Consider the following 26,461-nt stretch of genomic DNA (forward strand, 5'->3'; position numbering starts at 1 on the left):
CGGGCATTGATACAGAGAGTTCGGGATATGTTGCAGTTCATACTCCGACGTTTGGGGTTAGTTATCCCAACGTTTATCGGCATTACTTTGCTGACTTTTGCATTCGTCCATATGATCCCCGGCGACCCGGTGACCATCATGGCCGGGGAACGCGGGATCTCCGCAGAACGCCATGCACACCTGATGGCGGAAATGGGGCTGGATAAACCGCTCTATCAACAATATTTCACTTACGTATCCAACGTGTTGCATGGCGATCTGGGTACCTCGCTTAAAAGCCGTATCTCCGTTTGGGAAGAGTTCGTTCCGCGCTTCAAGGCTACGCTGGAGTTGGGGCTCTGCGCGATGATTTTCGCCGTGCTGGTGGGCATTCCGGTTGGGGTGCTGGCGGCGGTCAGGCGAGGCTCAATATTCGATCATACCGCGGTGGGTATCTCACTGACCGGCTATTCGATGCCGATTTTCTGGTGGGGCATGATGTTGATCATGCTGGTCTCGGTGCAGCTCAACCTGACGCCGGTATCGGGACGGGTCAGCGATACGGTGTTCCTTGACGATAGCCTGCCGTTGACCGGCTTTATGCTGATCGACACCCTGATCTGGGGCGAACCGGGCGACTTCGCTGACGCCGTGATGCATATGATCCTGCCGGCCATCGTGTTGGGCACCATCCCGCTGGCGGTCATTGTGCGTATGACGCGCTCCTCGATGCTGGAAGTGCTGGGCGAAGATTATATCCGTACCGCGCGCGCCAAGGGCGTGAGCCGTATGCGGGTGATTGTGGTGCATGCGCTGCGTAACGCCTTGCTGCCGGTCGTGACGGTGATCGGCCTGCAGGTCGGCACCATGTTGGCCGGTGCGATCCTGACCGAAACCATCTTCTCCTGGCCGGGCCTGGGGCGTTGGCTGATGGACGCATTGCAACGTCGCGACTATCCGGTTGTTCAGGGCGGCGTATTGCTGGTCGCCTGTATGATTATTCTGGTTAACCTGCTGGTAGACGTGCTCTACGGCGTGGTCAACCCGCGTATTCGCCACAAGAAATAAGGGGCGCTCTAATGTCTCAAGTCACTGAGTCTGTAGTTAAAGGTGCGCCGAAGCCGATGAGCCCGTTCCAGGAGTTCTGGCACTATTTCAAGCGCAATAAAGGGGCCGTTGTCGGCCTGGTGTATATCGTTCTGATGTTTGTGATTGCCATCGGTGCCGGGGTGCTGGCACCGCATGCGCCGGCGGATCAGTTCCGCGATGCGTTGCTCAAGCCGCCGGTCTGGCAGGAAGGCGGCAGTTGGCAATATCTGCTGGGTACTGATGACGTTGGCCGCGATGTGCTGTCGCGCCTGATGTATGGCGCCCGACTGTCACTGTTGGTTGGCTGCCTGGTGGTGGTGCTGTCGCTGATCATGGGCGTGGTGCTGGGCCTGCTGGCCGGATACTTTGGCGGCGTGGTGGATGCCATCATCATGCGTATCGTCGACATTATGCTGGCGTTGCCCAGCCTGCTGTTGGCGTTGGTATTGGTGGCGATTTTCGGTCCGTCGATCGTCAATGCTTCACTGGCGTTAACCTTTGTCGCCTTGCCGCACTATGTGCGTCTGACCCGTGCTGCGGTATTGGTGGAAGTGAACCGCGACTACGTCACCGCTTCACGCGTGGCGGGGGCCGGTGCGATGCGCCAAATGTTTATCAATATCCTGCCAAACTGCCTGGCGCCGCTGATCGTTCAGGCTTCTCTGGGTTTCTCGAACGCTATCCTGGATATGGCCGCTCTCGGCTTCCTGGGTATGGGTGCACAACCGCCAACGCCGGAGTGGGGCACCATGCTCTCCGACGTACTGCAGTTCGCACAAAGCGCCTGGTGGGTAGTAACCTTCCCTGGCGTGGCGATCCTGCTGACGGTGCTTGCATTTAACCTGATGGGGGACGGCTTGCGTGATGCTCTCGACCCCAAACTCAAGCAGTAAAGAGGACGAGAGAGATGGCGTTATTAAATGTAGACAAGCTTTCGGTGCACTTCGGTGACGAAGGCACCCCTTTCCGCGCGGTAGACCGAATCAGTTACAGCGTGGAGCAGGGCCAGGTAGTGGGGATCGTCGGTGAATCCGGCTCCGGCAAATCCGTCAGCTCGCTGGCGATTATGGGGCTGATCGACTTCCCCGGTAAGGTGATGGCCGAAAAGCTGGAGTTTAACGGCCAGGATCTGCGCAAAATTTCCGAAAAAGAGCGCCGCCAACTGGTGGGCTCGGAAGTGGCGATGATCTTCCAGGATCCGATGACCAGCCTGAACCCGTGCTACACCGTCGGTTTCCAGATTATGGAAGCGCTGAAGGTGCATCAGGGCGGCAACCGTCGCACCCGTCGTCAGCGGGCTATCGATCTGCTGACGCAGGTGGGCATTCCCGATCCGGCCTCGCGGCTGGACGTGTATCCGCACCAGCTTTCCGGTGGGATGAGCCAGCGCGTGATGATCGCCATGGCGATTGCCTGTCGGCCGAAGCTGCTGATTGCCGATGAACCTACCACCGCACTCGACGTGACCATCCAGGCGCAAATTATCGAGCTGCTGCTGGAGTTGCAGCAGCGGGAAAATATGGCGCTGCTGCTGATTACCCACGATTTGGCGCTGGTGTCCGAGGCGGCGCATCACATCATCGTGATGTATGCCGGTCAGGTAGTGGAATCCGGTAAAGCATCGGAAATCTTCCGCGCACCGCGGCATCCTTATACTCAGGCGCTATTGCGCGCGCTGCCGGAGTTCGCGGCTGACAAGGCGCGCCTGGCTTCGCTGCCGGGCGTGGTACCGGGCAAATATGACCGCCCAAGCGGTTGTTTGCTCAACCCGCGTTGCCCGTACGCCAATGAGCGCTGCCGCGTTGAAGAGCCGGAATTACGCACCATTCCCGGCCGTCAGGTTAAATGTCACACACCGCTGGATGATGCGGGGAGGCCGACCGTATGAGCCAGAACCAACCCTTATTGCAGGCGATTGACCTGAAGAAACACTACCCGGTCAAGAAGGGCATCTTTGCCCCGGAAAGGCTGGTTAAAGCGCTGGACGGCGTCTCTTTCACCCTTGAGCGTGGCAAAACGCTGGCGGTGGTGGGCGAGTCCGGCTGTGGCAAGTCAACGCTGGGCCGTTTGTTGACGATGATTGAAGTGCCGACCGGCGGTGAGCTGTACTATCAGGGGCAGGATCTGCTGAAACCGGACGTCACCGCGGAGAAGCTGCGGCGCCAGAAGATCCAGATTGTGTTCCAGAATCCTTACGGATCGCTTAACCCACGTAAAAAGGTCGGGCAGATCCTCGAGGAGCCGCTGCAGATCAATACCGGGCTAAACAGCGCGCAACGTCGTGAAAAAGCGCTGGAGATGATGGCCAAGGTCGGTCTGAAAACTGAACATTACGATCGCTACCCGCACATGTTTTCTGGCGGACAACGGCAGCGTATTGCTATCGCACGCGGGCTGATGCTTAACCCGGACGTGGTGATTGCCGACGAACCTGTCTCCGCCCTTGATGTCTCGGTGCGGGCGCAGGTACTGAATCTGATGATGGATCTGCAGCAGGATTTGGGGCTGTCCTATGTGTTCATCTCGCACGATTTGTCGGTAGTTGAGCATATTGCCGACGAAGTGATGGTGATGTACCTCGGTCGCTGTGTGGAAAAGGGCAGCAAAGATGCCATTTTCAACAACCCGCGTCATCCGTATACCCAGGCGTTGTTGTCTGCGACGCCACGTCTGAATCCGGATATGCGTCGTGAACGCATCAAGCTGACCGGCGAACTGCCCAGCCCGATGAATCCACCGCCGGGTTGTGCATTCAATGCCCGCTGCCGTCGTGCTTTTGGACCCTGTACCCAGTTGCAGCCCCAGTTGAAGCAATACGGCGAACAGATGGTGGCCTGCTTTGCGGTCGATCAGGATGAAAATCCTGCGGCATAACTTTGTTATCAATCACGATTAATTAGAATGCCGGCATTTACGCCGGCATTTTTTTGATTAAACCCATTGGTTTATTAATTAGTTTATTGAGCGAATAATTAATTCGTATTAATAGCGCTTATTTCTCTTAACGAAATCCTGACGAAATAATCGTTAGTTAGGAATCTTCGCACGATCATAATAATTGAATCGCTTAAGTTTAACTTTGCCTGATATCGGCTATAAAAAAGCACGCCCGAAGGCGTGCTTAATAATAACGGGCCAGACTCTTAGCTGCATTTACTGGGGGTAAGGCACCCAATCACCGCCGTTCAAGCGGATGTACGGTTTACCCTGGTATTGCATCACGATGGCGTTGTCATTCTCCGAAATGACCGCCGTCTGCGGCAGGTTCTGCGTCAGCGCCTGCCAGTCGACGCTTGGGGCGGTGAACGCTTTACCGTCGACCAGGCGGGCGACCAACTCGGAAAGTGCCAGGTAGCTGCTCGGCGTTTTAACCTGCAGCGGGCTGCCCTGATGCGGCGCTTTCATGCCCACCAGTTTGATGCCCACCGGCGTATGGGTAATGTTCGGGCTGGGGATATCCCGCAGGCCGGACATCTGCATTTTGTCCCCCACCAGCGCTGCGCCGTGTTCCGGCACAATCACCACCATCACCTTGCGCCCGGACTTCTCCAGTTGATCAAGGAAGGTATTCAACTGGTCGAACAGTTTTTGCGCCCGCGGCTGATAGTCGGCGCTCTTGTTCGAACCGACAAAACGGTTGCCGTCATGCAGCGGAATGACGTTGAAGAAGGTGGCGCTGCGGGTATCGCCGGCCTTTTGCTGCTGGCTCAGCCAGCGGGTGAGCAGTTCCAGATCGTTGTAAATCGGTTCGCCGTCAAACGACGCCAGTTCATTGCCGATACCGGCCTGAGACATCAGCGGGGCCTGTATATCCCCTTGTTCACGCAGCTCTTTGAGGAAGTTACCGAACACGCCGGAGTGATCGAGCATCAGCTGTTCTTTGAAGCCCAGCTTGGCCAGATTATCAAACAGATAGCACTGCTGATTCACCGGTTGATACAGGTCGTGGTGTGAGGGTTGACCGCAGCTGGCGCGCAGCAAACGGATGGCCGCCGGGCCGCTGTAGGCGGTCGCCGAGTTGAAGTTGTCGAACATAATGTCCATCTTCGACCACAGCGGGTGGTTTTCCAGTTTCACCGCATCCATGTCGGCCCAGGCCAGCGAACAGATATTGATCACCAGCAGGTCGAATGGCTGAGCATCGGCAGGCAGGCTGGCCGGGAAGGCGGTGGCGCGGGCCTTTTCCTTATCGTAGAACTGGTTCAGATAGGCCGTCAGGTTGGCGCTGGTGGGTGGCGCACTGTCCGCCGGGACGCTATCACCGCCAGCCGCCGGGGCTGTCGCTGCCGGTGTGCCGCTGGTGGAAGCGGTGCTGCTGGCGGGCAGCAGTGACACTGCCGGGCCGGCAATATTGACCAGGTTCAGCCACACCAGCGCGGCAACGGTGAACACTGTCACCCGTATCCACTGGGATAAAAACAGATAGGCAATCAGCATCACAAAGGCGGCGCCAATCATCTGCCAGTTGATAAAGCGGTTGGTCAACTCCAGCAGATACTGGGCACTGAAGCCGGTCAGTTGCGAGCCCTGGCTCATGATGCTGTTGATGCCGGGCAGCCAGGTGTCGTGATAGAACAGCGCGAAACCGATCGGGATCGCCAGGTAATGTCGCCAGCGATGCACGCGCAGCGCCGGTATCGGCATCAACAAAAATGCCATGAACACCAGGTTTGGCAGTGCGTGGAAATTCAGGTAACCGAACCACAACAGGGCAAACTTGGCCAGGAAGTAGTAGTTCCAGCCCCCCAGCCCACGCCAGTAGCGCCACAGGGAGTTATCGGATTGCGGGTTATTTGTTGGCTTCATGGCTGTTTTTACGCTTAATCTGGGATGAAGAACCTTCGCGCACCCATAACCCGGCGGATTTTAAATAGCGCGGTGATAACAACAGGTTTTGCCAGTATTGACGCCAGTGCGGGAAACGCCGATGAAAGGCATAGCCCAGTGGAATAAAAATAATGGCGCACAGGATAATCAACTGCACAATATCGCTAAGGTTCAACATGCTTGTTCTCCTGTGCCGTGGTGGTTAGCGTGAAGGCCACCGGTTGACGGCGTTCCTGCGGGCTTGCTGCCTCGGCGGCGGTTTGACGTGGTGCCACCGCTGCGGTCGCCGCGCCCAACGGAACCGGGGCGTTGTGCGCCAGCCGTTTGATTTCTGAAATAATATCTACGTCCTGATGCCAGACCACCCGGTTGCTGAAGGCTTCGTCTACCGGCAGGCGGAAGATAAATTTCAGGGCGGTATCCAAATCGTTAATTCGGCAGGTGGAGAGGAACAGCACCAGCCGGCCTTGCACCACGGTCATCACGTCGCCGAAGCGGCGCAAAAAACACAGGGTCATCGCCTGTTCGGCACGCAGCCCCGGCGCCGGGCGCAGTGCGACCATCACGCCTTTACCATCCTCCGGCAACAGCGTGTTGCCCATCAGCGAAATGACCGCCTGACTAAAATCATCCGGCCGCATGTAGCCCTTCAACTGCAACGGCCGCAACCCGGCCAGCAGGGCGTCGATATCTGCCGGAACGTGGCGTGAGAAGCGCTGCCCCTGAATGCCTTCAAGCATGGTCAGAAAGCGCGACAGCGGTGCCACGTGCGGCACAATCAGGTTGGCGCCGCAGGCCAGCAGCAGGCGTTCGTCGCTGTAACGCAGGCTGGCGCTCATCTCGCGCACCACGATTTTCAGCCCGTTGCCGCGTTGGCGGCGCAGGCTGTGGATTTGGTGTGCCAGTGCATCGATTTCATCGCTTTGGTACAGCGCAAAAATCAACGTTGCCGAGAGTGTCAGCATGCCGTGCTGCGCCAGTAGCGCATTACTTTCCAGCAGTTGCCAGTTGGCCGACAGCGGCGGCGCACCTTCCAGAATGCTCTGTTGGGCCAGATAAAGTCCTTCATCGCTGCGAATGGAGGTCGGCGAGGGTTTGTTGTTGTCATCGTCACCCTGCCAGCCGTTTTCACCGGCATACAGCGTCAGCAGTTGGTTGGCATTGATGCCGTTTTCGGTACTCCACCAGTTAACCAAATACTGTGCGCTGTCCTGTTGCCACTGCAGGCTGGACAGGCCGTTAAGGATCCGGTGCTGGGCGCTGAGTTGCCCCTTGAGTTTGTTGACGCCGCCGCCGTGGCTGAGGATCAGCAGCGTGCAGCCTTGTCGGCGTAACCAGGCGCCGGTAGTGCGGGTCCAGTCGCGCAGTTCTTCACTGGTGAAGGTTTGCCACAAACTGGCATGGGCCAACAGGATTAATAAGCGGTTTTGGGGTTTTAAGGCGCGCATCAGGTCGTCGCTGAAATGCGTCAGCGCGGCTTTTTTTTCCGGCAGCTGGTACAGCGGAATTTTTTTCAGCGCCGGTGAGGCAAGTTCGGCCAGCAGTCGGTCAGGTTTATCCCCACTGCAAATCAATGCCACCTGGCTGGTTGTGGCCTGGGCGGCCAGGGTTTGTTGGCAAAGCAGGTTAGCATCGGTTTGACGGTCGATATTCACCCAATACAGACCCGGGGCCTGCATGACAGACAGTTCTTCCCAAACCTGCCGAATACCTAATGAGAAAGATTGCGCCATAGGTTATGTTTCTACTTTCGTTGAAAGTGTCGTCGTGGCCAACTGAGCATTGCTATTCAGTCATATTATCATTGGGATCAATAATAACAAATCTTACATTCTGTGTAATAATATCTGTTAGGAATCATCTTATTGGCCATGTCTTTTTATTACGTTGCTATAGTTAATTAACATTAGCCTATTTTTAAAGGCGGCAGAATGAATAATCAATTAACGCGCTTTCATGCAGTAGTACCGCCAGAAACACAGGATGATCTGCTGGCCCTCAGTCATGCATTTTCCTTACCCAAATTAAGTTATATCGATATTTCGCGTCAGGAGCGTTTAACGCAGATGATGACTCGCTGGCCGCTGCTGGCCGAACTGGTGCAGAACACGGGGAGCCACTAATTTATGCCAGTGATTGCGCTGCAGGGTTTGCGAGGCGGGATGGGCGCAACGTCGGTCACCGCGGCGCTTGCGTGGGCATTACAGCAATTGGGCGAGTCGGTGCTGGCCGTCGATTTCGCGCCGGATAACCTGCTGCGTCTGCATTTTAATACGCCGTTTGAGCTGCCACGCGGTTGGGCCAGGGCGGAGCAGGACGGCGGCGAATGGCAGCAGGGCGCGATGCGCTACTGCGAAAACCTCGACTTTCTGCCCTTTGGTCAGCTCACCGCGGCAGAACGGTTAAATTTACAACAATATTGCCGGCAACATCCCACCCGCTGGCAGGAGAATCTGGCGCAGCTAAGCGCCAGTGCGCAGTACAACTGGATCCTGCTGGACTTGCCGGCGGATGACCCCCTGTTGGCCGCGCAGGCACTGCCGTTGGCTGACTGCGTATTTATGCTGATCGCCCCGGACGCTAACTGCCAGGTGCGGTTGCATCAACAGGCGTTACCGGAAGGTTGCCGTTTCCTGATTAACCACTATTTCGCTGCCAGCCAGCTCCAGCAGGATTTGCATCAGCTATGGCTGCAAACCCTGGGCGGACTGTTACCGGTGGTCATCCACCGTGATGAGGCGATGGCCGAAGCGCTGGCGGTAAAGCAGCCGCTGGGCGAGTATCGACCGGAAAGCCTGGCCGCAGATGAAGTGCTGACGCTGGCCAACTGGTGTCTGATCAACCTGAAGGATACGGCGCCATGAGCCGGGTGATGAGCCTGCTGCTGGTGCCGCCGGTCCAACAGGCGGTGCAGACGCGTTATCGCGCCTATCGTCGCCATGGCTCATCGGCCTTTACCGCCTTTTTCACTACGCTGCTGGTGGCGTTGGGCTGGATTTTTCTGCGCTTTGAATCGCCGGGCTGGCAACGGCTGCGGGCCGGTCGTGCCTATTGGTTCCCGCATCTGTCGTCTAGCCGCCCGCGGCCGGCTGATGTGCTGCGTTATCTGGTGCAGGGATTGTGGCTGTTGGTGTTCCGTACCGATCGCGAGCCGATGGACCATCAGCGTTTCGCCGGTTGGCAGCGCCTGCAATTGCGCTACGCCAACTGGCTGAAAACTATCCCGCAACGGCTGGAAAATGCCGGACTGGAGCAGCGCTCGGTGGCACGGCTGAGCCGGATGAACCAGCGAGTGCGCCGCGTGCTGTTTATTATTGTCGGCGTATTGGCGGCGATCCTGGCGATCCTGTGTATTTCGCAGCCGTTCGACCTGCCTGCGCAGTTTGTGTTTGTGCTGTTGTTGTGGGGCATCGCCATGGTAGTGCGCCGTGTACCGGGCCGCCTGCCGGCGCTGATGCTGATCGTGCTGTCGCTGACCGTGTCCTGTCGTTACCTGTGGTGGCGCTATACCGCCACGCTGAACTGGGACGATCCTCTTAGCCTGACCTGCGGTCTGCTGTTACTGGTGGCGGAAACCTATGCCTGGGTGGTACTGGTGCTGGGCTATTTCCAGACCGTCTGGCCGCTTAACCGTCAGCCGGTACCGATGCCCGCCGACAGTTCGACCTGGCCGACCATCGATCTGCTGGTGCCAACCTATAACGAAGATCTGGGGGTAGTGAAGCCCACTATCTACGCCGCGCTGGGCATCGACTGGCCAAAAGAGAAGGTCACCATTTACATTCTCGACGACGGCAACCGGCCTGAATTCAAGGCCTTCGCCGAAGAGGTGGGGGTGAAATATATTGCCAGGCCAACCCATGAACACGCCAAGGCCGGTAACATCAATAACGCACTGAAACAGGCGACCGGTGAGTTTGTGGCGATTTTCGACTGTGACCACGTGCCGACGCGCTCTTTCCTGCAATTGACCATGGGCTGGTTCTTCAAAGACAAAAAACTGGCGATGCTGCAGACCCCGCATCACTTCTTCTCGCCGGATCCGTTTGAACGCAACCTCGGGCGTTTCCGCCAGACACCGAACGAAGGCACGCTGTTTTATGGCCTGGTGCAGGACGGCAATGACATGTGGGACGCGACCTTCTTCTGCGGCTCCTGCGCTATCCTGCGGCGCAGTGCGCTGGATGAAATCGGCGGTATTGCGGTGGAAACCGTTACCGAAGACGCCCATACCTCGCTGCGTTTGCACCGGCGCGGGCACACCTCTGCCTATATTCGTATCCCGCAGGCGGCGGGGCTGGCGACCGAAAGCCTGTCGGCGCACATTGGGCAGCGTATTCGCTGGGCGCGGGGCATGGTGCAGATCTTCCGGCTGGACAACCCGTTGTTCGGCAAGGGGCTGAAACTGGCGCAGCGGTTGTGTTACGCCAACGCCATGCTGCACTTCCTTTCCGGTATTCCGCGGCTGATCTTCCTCACCGCGCCTTTGGCTTTCCTGCTGCTGCACGCCTATATCATCTTTGCTCCGGCGCTGGCGATCGCGCTGTACGTGCTGCCGCATATGATCCACGCCAGCCTGACCAACTCGCGTATTCAGGGCAAATACCGCCACTCTTTCTGGAGCGAGATCTACGAGACAGTGCTGGCCTGGTACATCGCCCGGCCGACCACGGTGGCGCTGTTCAATCCGCACAAGGGTAAATTCAACGTGACCGCCAAAGGCGGGCTGGTGGAGGAGGAGCATGTCGACTGGGTGATTACCCGGCCCTATATGTTCCTGGTGATTTTGAACCTGGCCGGGCTGTTCTTCGGCGTCTGGCGTCTGGGCTACGGCCCGGCGGATGAAGTGATGACGGTGATCATCAGCCTGGTGTGGGTCTTGTACAACATGACCATCCTCGGCGGCGCGGTGGCGGTGGCGGTAGAGGCCAAGCAAGTTCGCCAGGCGCACCGGGTGGAGATTGCCATGCCGGCCGCCATTGCTCGTGCCGACGGCCATCTGTTCCCCTGCACGCTGCGCGATTACTCCGACGGCGGGGTGGGGATTGAGATGCGCGTGGCGGACGCGCTGAAAGACGGTGACAAGGCGTCGTTGTTACTCAAACGCGGTCAGCAGGAATACAGCTTCCCGTGCGTGGTCACGCGCGCCTTCGGCAGCAAGGTGGGCATCCGCATGGTAGGCCTTAGCACCCGTGAACATATTGATTTTATTCAGTGCACCTTTGCCCGCGCCGATACCTGGGCGTTGTGGCAGGACGGGTTCCCTGAAGATAAACCGATCGAAAGCCTGCGCGACGTTCTGGCGCTGGGCTTCCGGGGTTATATACGTATGGCGGATTACGCACCGCCGATGGTGCGCCGCCTGCTGGTTGGAACCACGACGCTGATTGGCTGGATAGTGTCATTTATCCCGCACGGCGTCGGCAGGGCTCCGGCCTTCAGCCAAAAAGAGACAGTGGTATAGGCAAACCGCCCGCTTACTCGCCTGGCCCCCAGGCTCTAACATTGATGATGATACGATGACGAGAAAAATAACCTGGTTTACCGCCCTGGCCTTAGGCATCAGCACCCTGTCTCAGGCTGAAACTGCCACCGCGCCGACCGTTGCCGCACAACCGCCGCTGGCGGTGCCAGCCGACGCAGCGGTTACGACACCCATGGGATCGGTCGCGCCGCAGGATCCGAATGCGCCGGTGCGTGACGTGCAATTGCCGTTTGCCAAGATTGCGCCGCCGCCGGGCACCTTTACCCTGCGTGGCACCCGGCCGGATGGCCAGGTCGAATTCGGTGTGCGCAGCGATGAAGTGGTATCGCAGGCGATGCTCGACCTGGAATTCACCCCGTCACCTTCGCTGATCCCGGTGGAGTCGCACGTCAAGGTGTACCTCAATGACGAACTGATGGGCGTGACCACTCTCGCCAAAGAGCAGCTCGGCAAACCCAATCGTATCCAGATGGCCATCGATCCGCGCTATATCACCGATTTTAACCGTGTGCGGCTGGTGTTCGTTGGTCATTACCAGAACATTTGTGAAAACCCGGCCAGCACCACGCTGTGGCTCGAAGTCAGCAAATCCAGTTCGTTGAATCTACGCTACCAAACCCTGCCGGTGAAAAACGAGCTTTCGCATTTCCCGGAGCCGTTCTTCGACAGTCGCGACAACCGGCCGCTGACCTTGCCAATGGTGTTTGCCGGCCAGCCGGATATCACCCAGCAGCGGGCTGCGGGCATTCTGGCCTCGTGGTTCGGCAGCAAAGCGCAGTGGCGCGGCCAGTCGTTCCCGACGCTGTATAACAAGCTGCCGGAGCAGCATGCCATCGTTTTTGCCACCAATAAGCAGCGCCCGGACTTCCTGCGCGATTATCCGCCGGTCAACGGCCCGACGGTGGAGATGATCAGCCATCCGGATAATCCGTACATCAAGCTGCTGCTGGTGCAGGGCCGTGACGACAACGATTTGATCACCGCCGTGAAAGGCATTGCGCAGGGTAACATCCTGTTCCGTGGCCAGAATGTTACGGTGGACAAGGTCGAACAACTGGCGCCGCGCCAGCCGTATGACGCGCCTAACTGGGTGCGTACCGACAGGCCAATGACCTTTGCCGAGCTGCAGCAGTATGCTGAACAACTGCAGACCAGCGGCATTGAGCCGGGTCCGATCTCGCTGACCATGAATCTGCCGCCGGACCTGTTCCTGATCCGCAGTACCGGCATTGATATGCATCTGAAATATCGCTACACCGCGCCGCGCATTCAGGACGGCTCGCGCCTGAGCGTCAGCCTGAACAACCAGTTTGTGCAGGCCTATTCGCTGGTGCCGGAGCATGAGCAGGGCGCTCAACTGTTACGTTTGCCACTGACCCAGGGGCTGATCGACTCGGACAAGAGCGTCAATATCCCGGCGCTGCGGCTGGGAGCCACCAACCAACTGCGTTTCGACTTTGACTACACCACTCTGCTCGCCAGCGGTGCCGAAGGACGCTGTGAAACCTACTCCTTCACCGCCAACCATGCGGTGATCGACGGTTCATCGACCATTGATTTCTCCGGTTACCGCCACTTTATGGCGATGCCGGATCTGCGTGCCTTTGCCAATGCCGGTTTCCCTTTCAGCCGTTTGGCCGATCTGTCGCAGACCCTGGTGCTGGTGAACAAGCAGCCACAGCCATCTCAGGTCAGCGCATTGCTGAACGCGATGGGCGTTATCGGCGCCCAGACCGGTTATCCGGCGCTGGCGGTGACGGTGAGTGACGACTGGTCGCAGGCCAAGGAACGCGATGCCGATATTCTGATGATCGGCACTATTCCGCCGGAACTGCGGGACGACAAAAAAATCAACCTGCTGGTGGATGCCACCCAGAGCTGGGTGAAGCAGCCGACGCGGCAGTTGCCGCTGCCGACCATGGACGTGCTGGCGGAGGACACCAAGGCGGACAGCAAAACTACCATCAGTTCAGAAGGGGCCATGTCGGCGATTGTTGGCGTGCAGTCACCGTTTAACGATCAGCGCAGCATTGTGGCGTTGCTGGCCGACAGCCCGCGTGGCTACGACCTGCTCAACAATGCACTGCTGGACAGTGGCAAGCGTGCGGCGGTGTTTGGTTCGGTGGCGGTGATCCGGGAATCCGGGGTGAACAGCCTGCGCGTGGGCGACGTTTATTACGTCGGTCACCTGCCGTGGTGGGAGCGTATCTGGCATGCGCTGTCGACTCACCCGGTGTTGCTGGCAGTGATTGCGGTCGTGGTGGTGGTGATCCTGGCGCTGTTGTTGTGGCGTGGTTTGAAAGCCTTCAGCCGTCGTCGCCTGTCGCCTGAAGATCGGGATTAATCGCTATGCCTGCGGCATTGAAGCGTCTGACATTCGGCATGTTGCTACTGTGCTCATTCAGCGCGGTAGCCACCTGCGAGTGGCCGGCCTGGCAACAGTACAAACAGTTTTATATCAGCGAGCAGGGACGGGTGATCGATCCGAGTAGCCCGAATCGAATCACAACCTCGGAAGGCCAGAGTTATGGCCTGTTCTTCGCGCTGGTGGCCAACGATCGACCTGCTTTCGACCAACTGCTGACGTGGACGGAAAATAATCTGGCGGCGGGCGATCTCAGCGCCCATTTGCCGGCCTGGCTATGGGGTGAGGACGATAAAAAGCAGTGGACGGTGCTGGACAGCAATTCGGCCTCCGATTCCGATCTGTGGATTGCCTATAACCTGCTGGAGGCGGGTCGCCTGTGGAAAAGCCGTCGCTATCAAACTCTCGGTACCCTGCTGTTGCAGCGGATTGCCCGTGAAGAAGTGGCTGATATTCCCGGTCTGGGGCTGATGTTGTTACCGGGTAAGGTGGGGTTTGTGGCGGAAGATCGCTGGCGGCTCAACCCAAGCTACCTGCCGCCGCAACTGTTGGCGCGTTTTGCCGCGTTGAACGGCCCATGGCGTGCGATGCAGCAAACCAATCAACGGCTATGGCTGGAGACGGCCCCTCACGGCTTCTTGCCGGACTGGGTGGTGTGGCAGGTGGGCAAAGGCTGGCAACCGGACACCGTCAAGCCGAACATCGGCAGCTACGACGCCATCAGGGCCTATTTGTGGGCCGGTATGCTGGCGGACGACGATCAACACAAGGCGGCGCTGCTCAAGCAGTTGCAACCTATGGCACAGCTCACCGTTCAACAGGGCGTGCCGCCGGAGAAAACCGACACCGCCAGCGGCAAAACCACGGGTAACGGCCCGGTAGGTTTTTCTGCCTCGATGTTGCCGATGCTGGCCAATCAACCCGAGGCGTTACAGGTACAACGCCAACGCATTAAGCAAAACCCGCCGGGCGACGACGCCTATTTCAGCGCCTCGCTGGCGCTGTTTGGCCAGGGATGGGATCAACAACGTTATCGTTTTAATCGGCAGGGTGAACTTCAACCCTCCTGGGGCGGCCAATGCGTAACTTCCGAATAAACTGGCTGGGTCTGGTGCCTTTAAGTCTGGCAATGCTACCGCAGGCGCAGGGGGCAGAAACCGTCGCGCCGGAACAGTGGCTGCTGGAGCAGGTGCGCGTTGGCGAGGCCGGCAACAAAGATGAGCTGGTTCGCCAATCGCTCTACCGGCTTGAACTGATGGATCCGAACAACCCGGAGGTGATTTCAGCGCGTATGCGCCTGGCGTTACGCCAGGGGAATCAGGCATTGGCGCAACAGCAGTTGGATAAGCTGAAAAAGATTGCGCCGCAGTCCAGCGCCTATCGCCAGGCGGAAATGAATATGCTGCTGACCCAACCGGAAACCCGCCAAAAGTTGCAGCAGGCGCGGCTGATGGCGACCGCCGGACGTTTGCCGGAGGCCAAGGCGCAGTATGACGCTCTGTTCCATGGGGATCCGCCGACGCTTGAGCTGGCGGTGGAATACTGGCGGTTGGTGGCTCGGCTGCCCGGGCAGGAAGCGGCGGCGCTGAAACAACTGCAGACGTTGGATCAGCAATATTCCGGCAACGTGCCGCTGCGCATGTCGCTGGCGCGGATGCTGTTTAGTCAGGATCGCGATGCTCAGGCCTATGATTTACTGCAGAAAGTGGCCGCAGACCCGGCCGGTCGCGGGGATGCCGCCGATCTGTGGCTGGAAAAAGTGAAAGCCATGCCGGTCAGCCCGCAAAGCGTGGCGGCTCTGAACCGTTTTCTCGGGGTATTTGAGACAGGCGATCAGGCGGTCAGCGCCCGGCAAGAACTGGCACGACAGCAGGCGTTGTTGTCCGACCCGGCCTATCTGGCGCGGGTGCGCGGGCTGGCGCAGGTCGACAAGGGCGGCAGCCGTGCCGCCATTCCCGAACTGAAGAAAGCGCTGGCGGCTTCTCCCAATGACGCCGAAGTGCTGGGCGCGCTCGGGCAGGCTTATTCCCGCGCAGGTAACCGTCCGCAAGCGTTGAGCCTGTTCCGCCAGGCGTTGCAGGCCGATAAAAGCGGCTATGGCAGCAGTAAATGGCAGAGTTTGATCAAGAGCAACAGCTATTGGCTGGCGGTCGACGAAGGTGACAAGGCGTTGAAAGCCGGTAATTTGGCGCTGGCGCAGCAAAAATACCAACAGGCGCGGCAGTTCGACAACACCGACAGCAGTGCGGTGATCGGCCTGGGTGACGTTGCGGTGGCGCGTAAAGATGATGCCGCCGCCGAGCGTTTCTATCAGCAGGCGCTACGCCTGGATCCGGGCAGCGGCAGTGCGGTGCGCGGTCTGGTGAATATCTATCAGCGTCAGTCGCCGGAAAAGGCGCTGGCCTATCTCAACAGCCTGCCGCGCAGCCAGCAAAACAAAATGCGCAGTACGCTCGAGGGTTTGCAGCTCGATATGCTCAAGCAGCAGGCCGAGCAGTTGGCACAGCAAAAGCAGTGGCATCAGGCGGCGGAAAAATATCGCCGCGCCCAGCAGATGGACCCCGATGACGTCTGGTTGACCTACCACTACGCGCAAACGCTGCGTCAGGCCGGACAGCCAGAGCAGGCGGATGTCCTGTTCAGTCGGCTGGCGCAAAAACAGCGCGGCAACCCGCAACTGGCCTATGCCTATGCGCTGTATCTCTCCGGCAGCGATCGCGACCAGCAGGCGCTGACGCAGTTGAATACTTTGCCTAGCGCGCAGTGGAACGACAATATGCGCGAACTGGCGCAGCGACTGAAAATGCAGGCGACGCTGGAACATGCCGAGCGGCTGCGTGCCGCAGGCGACGAGCCGGGTGCGGTGGCTTATCTGCGCCGCCAGCCGGCGGACACCCGTATCGATCTCCAGTTGGCCGATTGGGCGCTGGCACGCGGTGACTATGACGCCGCACTGGCCGACTATCAGCGGGTGCGGGTTCGCGAACCGAATAACCCGGATGCGCGACTGGGCGAAATCGAGGCCTATGTGGCGCAGGGCAAGCTGAACGAGGCACGCCAGCGGCTGCAAACCAAAGCGCCGGAGCCAACCCCCTCAGGCAACAGCGAGCGACGGGAGGCTAACGCCTGGTATGCCGTTGGCGAACCGCAAAAAGCCACCGATATCTTTACCCGGCTAAAAACCGCGGCCCAATCAGAGCCGGCAAGCCAGTCGAAGGCGTTGATTTACCGCGATGCGGCCCGGCTCGAGCGCGACCAACGCCAACCGACGCTGGCGCAACAGGATTATAAACAGGCGATGGTGGCCAGCGGCATTGCGCCAGACGTGCCGCAGGATAACGACAGTTATACCTATCTGACACGCAACAACCCGAGCGACGACTGGCTCAAGCGGGGTATTCGCTCGGATGCGGCAGATTTGTACCGTCAGCAGGACGTTAACGTCACGCTCGATCACGATTACTGGGGTTCGAGCGGCACCGGCGGTATCTCCGATTACAAAGCGCACGACACCATGCTGCAGGTGGACATGCCGTTGTACGACGGGCGGGCTTTTTTCCGTTCCGATACCGTGCAGTTGGATGCCGGCAGTTTCTCTAGCGACGGCAGCGGTAAATATTACGAGACCTTTGGCACCTGTAATACCCAGGGTTGTAGCGGCGACGAACATCAGAAAACCACCGGCACCAGCGTGGCGGTTGGCTGGAAGAACGATCGCTGGGCGGGGGATATCGGTACCACGCCGATGGGCTTCGACGTGGTCGACTGGGTCGGCGGGCTGGCCTACAGCAGTGACTGGAACCACATTGGCTGGACGCTGGCGGCATCGCGGCGGCCGATTTCCAGCTCATTGCTGGCATTTGGCGGCACCAAAGATCCGAACACCGGCACCACCTGGGGCGGCGTGCGCGCCACCGGGGTCAGCCTGAGCGGCAGCTACGATCGCGGCGAGGCGCATGGCGTCTGGGCCGATCTCAGCGCGCATCAGTTGGCCGGTAAAAACGTTGAGGATAACCAACGTGAACGCTTTATGGCCGGTTATTATTACAAGCTGATCAATGAAGATAACCGCCGCGTCACCGTCGGGTTGAACACCATGCTGTGGCACTATCAGAAGGATTTGAGTGGTTATTCTCTCGGCCAGGGCGGCTATTACAGCCCACAGCAATATATGTCGCTGGCGGTGCCGGTCAATTATCGCCAGCGGACCGAGAACTGGTCATGGGAGCTGGGTGGGTCGGTGTCGTTGTCCCATTCGAAAACCAACAGTCAGCAACGTTATCCGCTGCAAGGGCTGATCCCGGACTCGCTGCCGGACAAGTTTGCGGTAGAAGACGGCAGTTCCTCTTCCGGTGTCGGTTATACCCTGCGGGCCATTGTCGAGCGACGCCTCAGTTCGCACTGGACGCTGGGTGCCGGGCTTGATATTCAGCAGGCGAAGGACTATACGCCAAGCCACGCGTTAATCTATCTGCGTTATTCGATGGCCGGTTGGCAAGGCGACCTGGATTTACCGCCGCAGCCGCTGACGCCATACGCCGATTTCAAGTAACCCAACTCAGGTAGATTCAGAGTGTCGGCACAGGGTAGTTTTGCTACCCTGTGTGAGTTTGGTCTATAGCCTGAGATACCCGGGCCTGGCGCACCGAGGGGCGCTATCACTAATAACCGGCTTTATAAGCTGCGTTTCATTAGGAAAATACTGAAACCCGCGGTTTTCTTGGTTTTGTCCTGGGTATGGCAAGATAAAAACAGCAGACAATCGAGTATACTCAGACCGGTCCGAGGGATGGGTATTATTCATCCCTTTTTTATTTCAGCCCGAATTAGCGGAGAGCAGGTTTGCGGGTCAGGCGTTCATTAACGATTAAACAGATGGCAACGGTTTCCGGCGTAGCGCTGGTGACAATCTGCATCTTTATCGTGATCCAGTTATTCCATTTTGTGCAGCAGCGCAGGGATGACTATGCCCAGCAACTGGAAAATATTGCTCATTCCGTTCGTCAGCCGCTGGCGGAGGCCGTGCTGCGCATGGACGTGCCGGAAACCAAGCGGGTGCTGAATACCCTGCTGCCGGTCGGCATTCTGAGCCGGGCGGATATCGTACTGCCGAACGAATTCCAGGCATTACACGCCAATTTTCCGCCGGAACGCCCGGTACCGACGCTGATTGCTCGCCTGTTCGAGCTGCCAATCCAGATTTCGGTTCCGCTCTATTCGCTGGAGCGCGTGCCGGCCAACCCGCAGCCATTGGCTTATCTGGTGCTGCAGGCCGATTCGTTCCGCATGTACCAGTTCATTCTCAGCATGTTGTCGACCATGTTATCGACCTATTTGCTGCTGGCGCTGATCCTGTCGGTCTCCATTAGCTGGTGTATGAACCGGCTGATGGTGCATCCGCTGCGGGCGATGGCCAAAGAGCTGGAAAATATTTCCCAGGAAGAGGCGCCATACCATCAACTGATGCTGCCGGCGTTACACCAGGACGACGAACTGGGGCTGCTGGTGCGCAATTACAACCGCAATCAGCAGCGGCTGGCCAAAGCCTATGCCGAAATGAGCCGCATGAGCACCCATCATCCGGTCACCGAGCTGCCAAATCAGGCGCTGTTCACCGCCCTGCTGGAGCAGCATATTGCCTCCAGCCTGCGGCCCGAGCGTTTTAACTTGCTGGTGATCAGCATTGAAACCCTGCATGAGGCCTCCGGCGTGCTCAATCCGGCAATGCGAGAAGTGCTGCTGTTGACGCTGGTGAAGAAGCTGCGTGAGTGCATCGATGAAAACGGCGTGCTGGCGCAGCTGAGCAAAACCGAGTTTGCCATTTTGGCTAAAGGCGTCGAGCGTCCGTTCCACGCCATGCAACTGGCGCGTCGTATCATGGCGCAGATTAATGCGCCGCTGAGCCTGCAGGAGATGCCGTTGCGGCCCAGCGCCAGCATCGGTATCGCCCATTATCTTAATCCGGGGGAAAGCGCGGAGCAGCTATTGCGCAGTGCCACCTCGGCGATGATGTCGGCGCACCGGGAAGGCAAAAATCAGGTGCTGTTCTTCGAACCCAGCCTGACGGAACGCACTCAAAAGCGTTTGACGCAGGAAAGTGAAATTCTGCATGCCATCGAGCAGCGCCGTTTCACCCTGTTTTTACAGCCGCAGGTCGATATGCAGTCCAACTCGGTGATCGGTGCCGAGGCCTTGCTGCGCTGGCAGCAGTACGACGGCAGCTTTACCCTGCCGGCAGACGTTATTCCGTTAGCCGAAGAACTGGGCGTGATTGTGCCGCTCGGCAACTGGGTGCTGGAAGAGGCTTGCCTGATCCTGGCCGATTGGCAGGCCCGTGGCATTACGCTGCCGCTGGCGGTCAATGTCTCCCCAATCCAGATGAAGCATGAAGATTTTATTCCACACCTGAAGAGCCTGCTGGCGCAGTATCAGATTGATCCGCGCAAGCTGTTGCTGGAAATTACCGAAACGGTGCGTATTGACGATCTCGATCGTGCGTTGGCGCTGTTGCGGGAGTTACACGATTTGGGGCTTTCCATCGCGCTGGATGACTTCGGCATGGGGTATTCCAGCCTTAATTACCTCAACCGATTGAAATGCCTGCCGATCGATTTGATTAAAATCGACAAGAGCTTTATTCAGGGCCTGCCGACGGACGACGCTATGGTGCGTATTGTCAGTTCGATTTCCGAGGTGCTGGCGCTGCCGGTGATGGCCGAAGGCGTCGAAAATGCCGAGCAGCGTGACTGGCTGTTGCAGCAGGGTATTCATAGCGGCCAGGGCTTTTTGTTTGCACGTCCGTTACCGCGCAGTGAGTTTGAAGCCGAGTTCTGCCGGCATCCGGCCTGATCCCCCTTTTGCCTTTCGCCATGGGTGACAGCCACGTCGCCCAATAATCCCGTCCGAAAATCGCCAGTGTTATCTACCTCTTTCGCGTTAGTGCAAACAATGGGTTACGCAATTTACAGCCTTGCATTTGGGCTGGCGCGTTTCAGCTCTTAAATTCGTATCAACATGTATCTATTGGTGCAACAAATTATTTCCATGTTGTTAGGTGGGTGTTATTTTCCGCGCAAGCGATGAACAGGCGAGATAACTAGACTACCGCCTGGTGCGTGTCTTCCCCCCCAAAGGATGTTCATATGAAACTCACTATCTTTAAGAGCCTCTATTTTCAGGTGCTGACAGCGATTACGCTGGGTGTCCTGCTTGGCCATTTCTACCCTGACATTGGCGCGCAGATGAAACCTCTGGGCGATGGATTCGTCAAACTGATTAAAATGATCATCGCTCCGGTGATCTTCTGTACCGTGGTGACCGGTATCGCGGGCATGGAGAGCATGAAGGCCGTAGGCCGCACCGGTGCGATTGCACTGCTCTATTTTGAAATTGTCAGCACCATTGCGCTGCTGATTGGTTTGCTGATCGTCAACCTGGTACAACCGGGTGCCGGGATGAACATCGACCCTGGCACGCTGGATGCCAAGGCGGTGGCGGTTTACGCCGAACAGGCCCAGCAGCAGGGCATTGTCCCGTTCCTGCTGGACATCATCCCCGGCAGCGTGATCGGTGCTTTCGCCAGCGGCAATATTCTGCAGGTGCTGCTGTTTGCCGTGCTGTTTGGTTTTGCCCTGCATCGCCTGGGTGATAAGGGCCAACTGATCTTTAATGTGATCGAAAGCTTCTCCCGCGTGATCTTCGGCATCATCAATATGATTATGCGCCTGGCGCCGTTGGGTGCCTTTGGGGCAATGGCGTTCACCATAGGCAAGTACGGCGTGGGCTCGCTGCTGCAGCTTGGTCAGCTGATCGCCTGCTTCTATCTCACCTGCATTCTGTTCGTGGTGGTGGTGCTGGGCTCGATTGCCCGCGCCAACGGCTTTAGCATTTTCAAGTTCGTTCGCTATATCAAAGAAGAGTTGTTGATCGTGCTCGGGACCTCTTCTTCCGAGTCGGTACTGCCACGCATGCTCGACAAGATGGAAAAGCTGGGCTGCAAAAAATCGGTGGTGGGCCTGGTTATTCCGACCGGCTATTCCTTTAACCTGGACGGCACCTCAATCTACCTGACCATGGCCGCGGTGTTTATCGCGCAGGCGACCAACACCCATATGGATGTTATCCATCAGGTCACGCTGCTGGTGGTGCTGTTGCTGTCCTCTAAAGGGGCGGCAGGGGTGACCGGCAGTGGCTTTATCGTGCTGGCCGCCACCATTTCCGCCGTCGGCCATCTGCCGCTGGCCGGTCTGGCGCTGATTCTGGGCATTGACCGCTTTATGTCCGAAGCCCGTGCGCTGACCAACCTGGTCGGTAACGGTGTGGCCACGGTGGTGGTGGCAAAATGGTGTAAACAGCTGGATGAAAAGCAGCTGCATGACACCCTGTCCAACAAGCCTGGCTCAGGAGCCGATAAAACACTGCCTTCGGCCTGATTTTATCCTCAAATCACCGGTTGCCACGGCAATCGGTGATGTTTTATCCCCCCGCGTAATGATTTCTTGCATTAAAAATACGGTTATCCATTATTTTTCACACTAATGAGTGACATCCGCAAAGGCGCGCGGTCTAACTCGATGGTACACTTTCTGCTTTCCGCCCCACTGTGAAACTCAGGGCGTTTTGTTTGTAGGCTGTTGGTCGCAGCCTAATATTCCGGTAAATGGAATATCCGCATTTGCATAAAGAAATTGGATAGTCATTAAGTAGGGGTTCACATGCAGGGCACCAGAATTCATCTCATAGCAGGTGGGCTGCTGTTGGCTGCAGCCAACAGCAGCGTGCAGGCTGAAGCACTACAACCCGACCCTGCCTGGCAGCAGGGGGCGTTGGCCAACGGGTTTTCATGGCAGATATTAGACACACCGCAGCGGCCGAGCGATCGCGTCGAGCTACGGTTGATGGTTAACACTGGCTCTTTAGTGGAGTCTTCACAGCAGATTGGCTTCGCCCATCTGTTGCCGCGCCTGTCGTTGGCGCGCAGCGAAAGCTTTACGCCACCGCAGTTGCGTTCACTGTGGCAACAAAGCGTAGACAGCGACCGCCCACTGCCGCCGGCCATCAGTTCTTATGACTTCACCATTTATAATCTCAGTTTGCCGAATAACCGCCCAGACCTGCTGAAAGAAGCGCTGACGTGGCTTTCCGATACCACCGGCAAGCTGGCGATCGACGAACATACGGTGCATGCGGTGGTCAACTCCAGCATCGATCCGGTTGGCACTTTCCCACCGAATCCCAAAGATGCCTGGTGGCGCTATCGCCTGAAAGGCTCGACGATGCTGGCACACGATCCGGCCCAGCCTCCCAAGCGACCGGTGAATGTTGATCAACTGAAGAAATTCTACCAGCAGTGGTACACCCCGGACGCGATGACGCTGTACGTGGTGGGCAAGGTAGACAGCCGTAGCCTGAGCGAGCAAATCAACAAAGCCTTCTCGCCGCTACAAGGCAAGCGTGAAACGCCGGCCCTGATGCCAACGCTGACGTCCCTGCCACCGCAGCCGGTCAGCCTGATCAGCGAACAGGTGAAACAGGATACGCTGTCGATCATGTGGGATGCACCCTGGCACCCGATCCGTGACTCGCAAAATCTGAGCCGCTATTGGCGCGGGGATATGGCTCGCGAAGCGTTGTTCTGGCATCTCCAGCAGGTGCTGGACAAGAGTGACCAGAAAAACCTGCATCTGGGCTTCGATTGCCGGGTGCAATACCAACGCGCCCAATGTGCCATCCATCTGGACACGCCAAACAACAACCTGAACAACAGCCTGGGCTTTATCGCCCGCGAGTTGGCTAACGTGCGTAATAACGGTTTGTCGCAAGACGAGTTTAACGCCCTGCTGGCGCAGAAAAACGATCAGCTCAGCAAACTGTTTGCCACCTATGCCCGCACCGATACGGACGTGTTGATGAGCCAGCGCCTGCGTTCGCAACAGAGTGGCGTAGTGGATATCGCGCCGGAGCAGTATCAAAAGCTGCGCCAGGAGTTCCTGAGCGGATTGACGCTGGAAGCGTTGAATCAGGAGCTGAAACTTCAGCTTTCGCAAGATGCGACCCTGGTGTTGATGCAGCCGAAAGGCGAGCCAGAGATGAGCATGAAGCAGTTACAGGAAACCTATAACGGCATTATGTCCCCGGCACCTGCCGTGGTATCGGAAGAAGTTAAACCTACCGATACCGCTCCAGCGCCGGAAACCAGCGCACAGTAAGAATAGAGGGGGCGCTTGCCCCCTCAATCAGCTGCGATACAGCACTTTGATGATGTGGTAGCCGAACTGGGTTTTGACCGGGCCGTAGGGCTTGAGCAGCGGAATGCTGAACACCGCTTTATCGAAGGCGGCCACCATGGTGCCCTTGTTGAACTCGCCCAAAGAGCCGCCATTGCGTTTTGATGGGCAAGTTGAGTATTTGCGCGCCAGGGTGTCAAAGCTGACGCCGCGTTTAAGCTTGGCCAGCAGTTCATCGGCCAGTTTTTCGTTATCTACCAGAATGTGCAGGGCGCACGCCGTCTTTGCCATGGTATTGCCTTTATCGATACAGAAATTGCGCTGATTATACCCGTTAAATCTCATCGACGCTTTCTGCTACAATCCCCTCCTACGTTATAAAGTCGAGCAATAAAGCGCCATGCGATTAAATCCCAGCCAACAACAAGCCGTCGAATTCGTTACCGGGCCCTGTCTGGTGCTGGCCGGTGCCGGTTCCGGCAAGACGCGCGTCATCACCAACAAAATCGCTCACCTGATCCACAACTGTGGTTATCAGGCGCGGCACATCGCCGCCGTGACCTTTACCAATAAGGCGGCGCGTGAGATGAAAGAGCGTGTGGCGCAAACCATGGGGCGCAAAGAAGCACGCGGACTGATGATTTCCACTTTCCACACGCTGGGGCTGGAAATCATCAAACGTGAATATGTCGCGCTGGGGATGAAGTCCAACTTCTCACTTTTCGACGATCAGGATCAGCTGGCGCTGTTGAAAGAACTGACCGAGAAATGGCTGGAGAATGACAAGACGCTGGTAGCGCAGCTGATTTCCACCATCTCCAACTGGAAGAATGATCTGGTCGATCCCCAGAAGGCGATGGAGCTGGCGCGTTCAGAACGCGACAAGCTGTTCGCGCATTGCTACGGCCTGTATCACGCGCATATGCGTGCCTGTAACGTACTGGATTTTGACGATTTAATCCTGCTGCCGACTCTGCTGCTGCAGCGCAATGAAGAAGTGCGCGAACGCTGGCAGAACCGTATTCGTTATCTGTTGGTGGATGAATATCAGGACACCAACACCAGTCAGTACGAACTGGTGAAACTGCTGGTGGGTAACCGCGCGCGTTTCACCGTGGTGGGTGACGACGATCAGTCGATTTACTCCTGGCGTGGTGCGCGTCCACAGAACCTGGTGCTGTTGAAGGAAGACTTTCCGGCACTGCAGGTGATTAAGCTGGAGCAGAACTACCGCTCCAGCGAGCGTATCCTGAAGGCGGCGAATATCCTGATCGCCAACAACCCGCACGTGTTTGAAAAACGGCTGTTTTCCGAGCTGGGTTACGGCGAAGAGCTGAAGGTGGTGACCGCCAATAATGAGGATCATGAGGCCGAGCGCGTCGTGGGGGAGCTGATTGCTCATCACTTCGTGAAGAAAACCAACTACGGCGATTATGCGATCCTTTATCGTGGTAACCATCAGTCACGGCTGTTTGAAAAAATGCTGATGCAAAACCGCATCCCTTACAAAATTTCCGGTGGCACTTCGTTTTTCTCGCGGCCGGAAATCAAGGATCTGCTGGCCTACCTGCGTGTTCTGACTAACCAGGATGATGACAGCGCATTTCTGCGCATCGTTAACACGCCAAAGCGTGAGATTGGCCCGGCAACGCTGCAAAAACTGGGTGAGTGGGCCAATCAACGTAACAAAAGCCTGTTCCGCGCCAGTTTCGATCTCGGCCTGAGTCAGCACCTGACCGGTCGTGGGTTAGAGTCGCTGCAACGCTTCACTCACTGGCTGGACGGGATTGCTCAGTTGGCGGAGCGTGAACCGATAGCCGCGGTGCGCGATCTGATCCGCGGCGTAGATTACGAAAGTTGGCTGTTTGAAACTTCACCCAGCCCGAAAGCCGCCGAAATGCGCATGAAAAACGTCAATACCCTGTTCGGCTGGATGACGGAAATGCTCGAAGGCAGCGAGCTGGACGAGCCAATGACACTGACCCAGGTGGTAACGCGCTTTACCCTGCGCGACATGATGGAACGCGGCGAAAGCGACGAGGAACTGGATCAGGTTCAGTTGATGACGCTGCATGCTTCCAAAGGGCTGGAGTTCCCCTATGTCTTCCTGGTGGGGATGGAGGAGGGGTTATTGCCGCATCAGAGCAGCATTGACGAGGATAACGTCGATGAAGAGCGGCGTTTGGCCTATGTGGGGATCACTCGCGCCCAAAAAGAGCTGATTTTCACCCTGTGTCGCGAACGTCGCCAATATGGCGAACTGGTGCGGCCGGAACCCAGTCGTTTCTTGCTGGAGCTGCCGCAGGATGACCTGGCGTGGGAAAGTGAACGTAAGGTGGTGAGCCCGCAAGAACGGATGCAAAAAGGGCAGAGCCATCTGGCGAATATTCGCGCCCAGTTGGCCAAGGCTAAAGGCGGAAGTTAAAATTAAGGGCGCTATTGGCGCCCTTCAGACTACTGACAAAGCCCGTTATTAGGGAGAGCGTGCCG

Annotated in this window: 18 protein-coding genes; 14 read left to right on the forward strand and 4 right to left on the reverse strand. The window is 57.6% G+C overall.

Going from position 1 to position 26,461, the window contains the following annotated elements:
- Positions 1 to 27: 27 nt before the first annotated feature.
- Genes dppB through dppF form a run of 4 tightly spaced genes read left to right on the forward strand, consistent with a single transcriptional unit; the run spans position 28 to position 3,942 of the window.
- Positions 28 to 1,047: a dipeptide ABC transporter permease DppB gene (dppB, locus tag ACNT1W_RS02865; protein ID WP_017891237.1), complete on the forward strand. Its 1,020-nt coding sequence runs from the start codon at positions 28 to 30 to the stop codon at positions 1,045 to 1,047.
- Positions 1,048 to 1,058: 11 nt separating this feature from the next.
- Positions 1,059 to 1,961 carry a dipeptide ABC transporter permease DppC gene (gene dppC, locus ACNT1W_RS02870; RefSeq protein ID WP_012004612.1) on the forward strand — a complete coding sequence of 301 codons (903 nt, stop codon included), beginning with the start codon at positions 1,059 to 1,061 and terminating at the stop codon, positions 1,959 to 1,961.
- Between the two features lie 14 nt (positions 1,962 to 1,975).
- Positions 1,976 to 2,956 (forward strand): dipeptide ABC transporter ATP-binding protein, encoded by a 981-nt coding sequence (gene dppD, locus ACNT1W_RS02875; protein WP_037422859.1) that lies wholly within the window; start codon positions 1,976 to 1,978, stop codon positions 2,954 to 2,956.
- The gene (gene dppF / locus ACNT1W_RS02880; protein ID WP_012004614.1) at positions 2,953 to 3,942 is read left to right on the forward strand and encodes a dipeptide ABC transporter ATP-binding subunit DppF; all 990 of its coding nucleotides are present in this window, start codon (positions 2,953 to 2,955) and stop codon (positions 3,940 to 3,942) included. The genes dppD and dppF overlap by 4 nt, the downstream gene beginning before the upstream one ends.
- Positions 3,943 to 4,221: 279 nt before the next feature.
- On the opposite strand, the gene bcsG is transcribed toward dppF, so the two are convergent.
- From bcsG to bcsE, 3 genes are read right to left on the reverse strand one after another with little or no spacing between them, the layout of a single operon-like run.
- Complete coding sequence (bcsG, locus tag ACNT1W_RS02885; protein ID WP_419246397.1) at positions 4,222 to 5,874, reverse strand: cellulose biosynthesis protein BcsG; 1,653 nt, start codon at positions 5,872 to 5,874, stop codon at positions 4,222 to 4,224.
- Entirely contained in the window at positions 5,858 to 6,073 is a 216-nt protein-coding gene (bcsF, locus tag ACNT1W_RS02890) for a cellulose biosynthesis protein BcsF (RefSeq protein ID WP_017891241.1), read from the reverse strand. The genes bcsG and bcsF overlap by 17 nt, the downstream gene beginning before the upstream one ends.
- Positions 6,060 to 7,628, reverse strand: a complete 1,569-nt coding sequence (gene bcsE / locus ACNT1W_RS02895; protein ID WP_419246398.1) for a cellulose biosynthesis protein BcsE — start codon at positions 7,626 to 7,628, stop codon at positions 6,060 to 6,062. Before bcsE ends, bcsF begins: the two co-directional genes overlap by 14 nt.
- A 198-nt stretch (positions 7,629 to 7,826) precedes the next feature.
- Here bcsE and bcsR point away from each other — a divergent pair, with 198 nt between their 5' ends.
- The 9 genes from bcsR to ACNT1W_RS02940 all read left to right on the forward strand — a co-directional run bounded on the left by bcsR (position 7,827) and on the right by ACNT1W_RS02940 (position 23,953).
- Positions 7,827 to 8,018 carry a cellulose biosynthesis protein BcsR gene (gene bcsR / locus ACNT1W_RS02900; RefSeq protein WP_017891243.1) on the forward strand — a complete coding sequence of 64 codons (192 nt, stop codon included), beginning with the start codon at positions 7,827 to 7,829 and terminating at the stop codon, positions 8,016 to 8,018.
- A 3-nt stretch (positions 8,019 to 8,021) separates the two neighbouring features.
- Positions 8,022 to 8,759 carry a cellulose biosynthesis protein BcsQ gene (gene bcsQ, locus ACNT1W_RS02905; RefSeq protein ID WP_012004619.1) on the forward strand — a complete coding sequence of 246 codons (738 nt, stop codon included), beginning with the start codon at positions 8,022 to 8,024 and terminating at the stop codon, positions 8,757 to 8,759.
- Complete coding sequence (gene bcsA, locus ACNT1W_RS02910; protein ID WP_012004620.1) at positions 8,756 to 11,359, forward strand: UDP-forming cellulose synthase catalytic subunit; 2,604 nt, start codon at positions 8,756 to 8,758, stop codon at positions 11,357 to 11,359. Before bcsQ ends, bcsA begins: the two co-directional genes overlap by 4 nt.
- A gap of 55 nt (positions 11,360 to 11,414) precedes the next feature.
- Positions 11,415 to 13,724 carry a cellulose biosynthesis cyclic di-GMP-binding regulatory protein BcsB gene (gene bcsB / locus ACNT1W_RS02915; RefSeq protein ID WP_017891246.1) on the forward strand — a complete coding sequence of 770 codons (2,310 nt, stop codon included), beginning with the start codon at positions 11,415 to 11,417 and terminating at the stop codon, positions 13,722 to 13,724.
- Between the two features lie 5 nt (positions 13,725 to 13,729).
- The gene (gene bcsZ, locus ACNT1W_RS02920) at positions 13,730 to 14,842 is read left to right on the forward strand and encodes a cellulose synthase complex periplasmic endoglucanase BcsZ (protein WP_218217403.1); all 1,113 of its coding nucleotides are present in this window, start codon (positions 13,730 to 13,732) and stop codon (positions 14,840 to 14,842) included.
- Complete coding sequence (bcsC, locus tag ACNT1W_RS02925; protein WP_419246399.1) at positions 14,824 to 18,297, forward strand: cellulose synthase complex outer membrane protein BcsC; 3,474 nt, start codon at positions 14,824 to 14,826, stop codon at positions 18,295 to 18,297. The genes bcsZ and bcsC overlap by 19 nt, the downstream gene beginning before the upstream one ends.
- A 290-nt stretch (positions 18,298 to 18,587) precedes the next feature.
- Complete coding sequence (gene hmsP, locus ACNT1W_RS02930) at positions 18,588 to 20,594, forward strand: biofilm formation regulator HmsP (RefSeq protein ID WP_419246400.1); 2,007 nt, start codon at positions 18,588 to 18,590, stop codon at positions 20,592 to 20,594.
- A gap of 293 nt (positions 20,595 to 20,887) precedes the next feature.
- Complete coding sequence (locus tag ACNT1W_RS02935) at positions 20,888 to 22,177, forward strand: dicarboxylate/amino acid:cation symporter (protein ID WP_012004625.1); 1,290 nt, start codon at positions 20,888 to 20,890, stop codon at positions 22,175 to 22,177.
- A 282-nt stretch (positions 22,178 to 22,459) separates the two neighbouring features.
- The gene (locus tag ACNT1W_RS02940; protein ID WP_017891251.1) at positions 22,460 to 23,953 is read left to right on the forward strand and encodes a M16 family metallopeptidase; all 1,494 of its coding nucleotides are present in this window, start codon (positions 22,460 to 22,462) and stop codon (positions 23,951 to 23,953) included.
- Between the two features lie 27 nt (positions 23,954 to 23,980).
- Here ACNT1W_RS02940 and ppiC read toward each other — a convergent pair whose 3' ends face one another.
- Positions 23,981 to 24,262: a peptidylprolyl isomerase PpiC gene (gene ppiC / locus ACNT1W_RS02945; protein WP_017891252.1), complete on the reverse strand. Its 282-nt coding sequence runs from the start codon at positions 24,260 to 24,262 to the stop codon at positions 23,981 to 23,983.
- Between the two features lie 109 nt (positions 24,263 to 24,371).
- Between ppiC and rep the strand changes: the two genes are divergently transcribed.
- Positions 24,372 to 26,396: a DNA helicase Rep gene (rep, locus tag ACNT1W_RS02950; protein ID WP_012004628.1), complete on the forward strand. Its 2,025-nt coding sequence runs from the start codon at positions 24,372 to 24,374 to the stop codon at positions 26,394 to 26,396.
- The last annotated feature ends 65 nt before the right edge of the window (positions 26,397 to 26,461 follow it).

The organism is Serratia sp. NFX21 (assembly GCF_048517035.1).
GTDB classification, from domain to species: domain Bacteria; phylum Pseudomonadota; class Gammaproteobacteria; order Enterobacterales; family Enterobacteriaceae; genus Serratia; species Serratia quinivorans.

Coding starts and splice junctions, on each gene's coding strand:
- ppiC (WP_017891252.1), bottom strand. CDS start 24,262: ATGGCAAAGACGGCGTGCGCCCTGCACATTCTGGTAGATAACGAAAAA.
- bcsZ (WP_218217403.1), top strand. CDS start 13,730: ATGCCTGCGGCATTGAAGCGTCTGACATTCGGCATGTTGCTACTGTGC.
- dppF (WP_012004614.1), top strand. CDS start 2,953: ATGAGCCAGAACCAACCCTTATTGCAGGCGATTGACCTGAAGAAACAC.
- bcsE (WP_419246398.1), bottom strand. CDS start 7,628: ATGGCGCAATCTTTCTCATTAGGTATTCGGCAGGTTTGGGAAGAACTG.
- dppC (WP_012004612.1), top strand. CDS start 1,059: ATGTCTCAAGTCACTGAGTCTGTAGTTAAAGGTGCGCCGAAGCCGATG.
- bcsR (WP_017891243.1), top strand. CDS start 7,827: ATGAATAATCAATTAACGCGCTTTCATGCAGTAGTACCGCCAGAAACA.
- ACNT1W_RS02935 (WP_012004625.1), top strand. CDS start 20,888: ATGAAACTCACTATCTTTAAGAGCCTCTATTTTCAGGTGCTGACAGCG.
- rep (WP_012004628.1), top strand. CDS start 24,372: ATGCGATTAAATCCCAGCCAACAACAAGCCGTCGAATTCGTTACCGGG.
- bcsG (WP_419246397.1), bottom strand. CDS start 5,874: ATGAAGCCAACAAATAACCCGCAATCCGATAACTCCCTGTGGCGCTAC.
- bcsA (WP_012004620.1), top strand. CDS start 8,756: ATGAGCCGGGTGATGAGCCTGCTGCTGGTGCCGCCGGTCCAACAGGCG.
- ACNT1W_RS02940 (WP_017891251.1), top strand. CDS start 22,460: ATGCAGGGCACCAGAATTCATCTCATAGCAGGTGGGCTGCTGTTGGCT.
- bcsB (WP_017891246.1), top strand. CDS start 11,415: ATGACGAGAAAAATAACCTGGTTTACCGCCCTGGCCTTAGGCATCAGC.
- bcsQ (WP_012004619.1), top strand. CDS start 8,022: ATGCCAGTGATTGCGCTGCAGGGTTTGCGAGGCGGGATGGGCGCAACG.
- dppD (WP_037422859.1), top strand. CDS start 1,976: ATGGCGTTATTAAATGTAGACAAGCTTTCGGTGCACTTCGGTGACGAA.
- dppB (WP_017891237.1), top strand. CDS start 28: ATGTTGCAGTTCATACTCCGACGTTTGGGGTTAGTTATCCCAACGTTT.
- bcsC (WP_419246399.1), top strand. CDS start 14,824: ATGCGTAACTTCCGAATAAACTGGCTGGGTCTGGTGCCTTTAAGTCTG.
- bcsF (WP_017891241.1), bottom strand. CDS start 6,073: ATGTTGAACCTTAGCGATATTGTGCAGTTGATTATCCTGTGCGCCATT.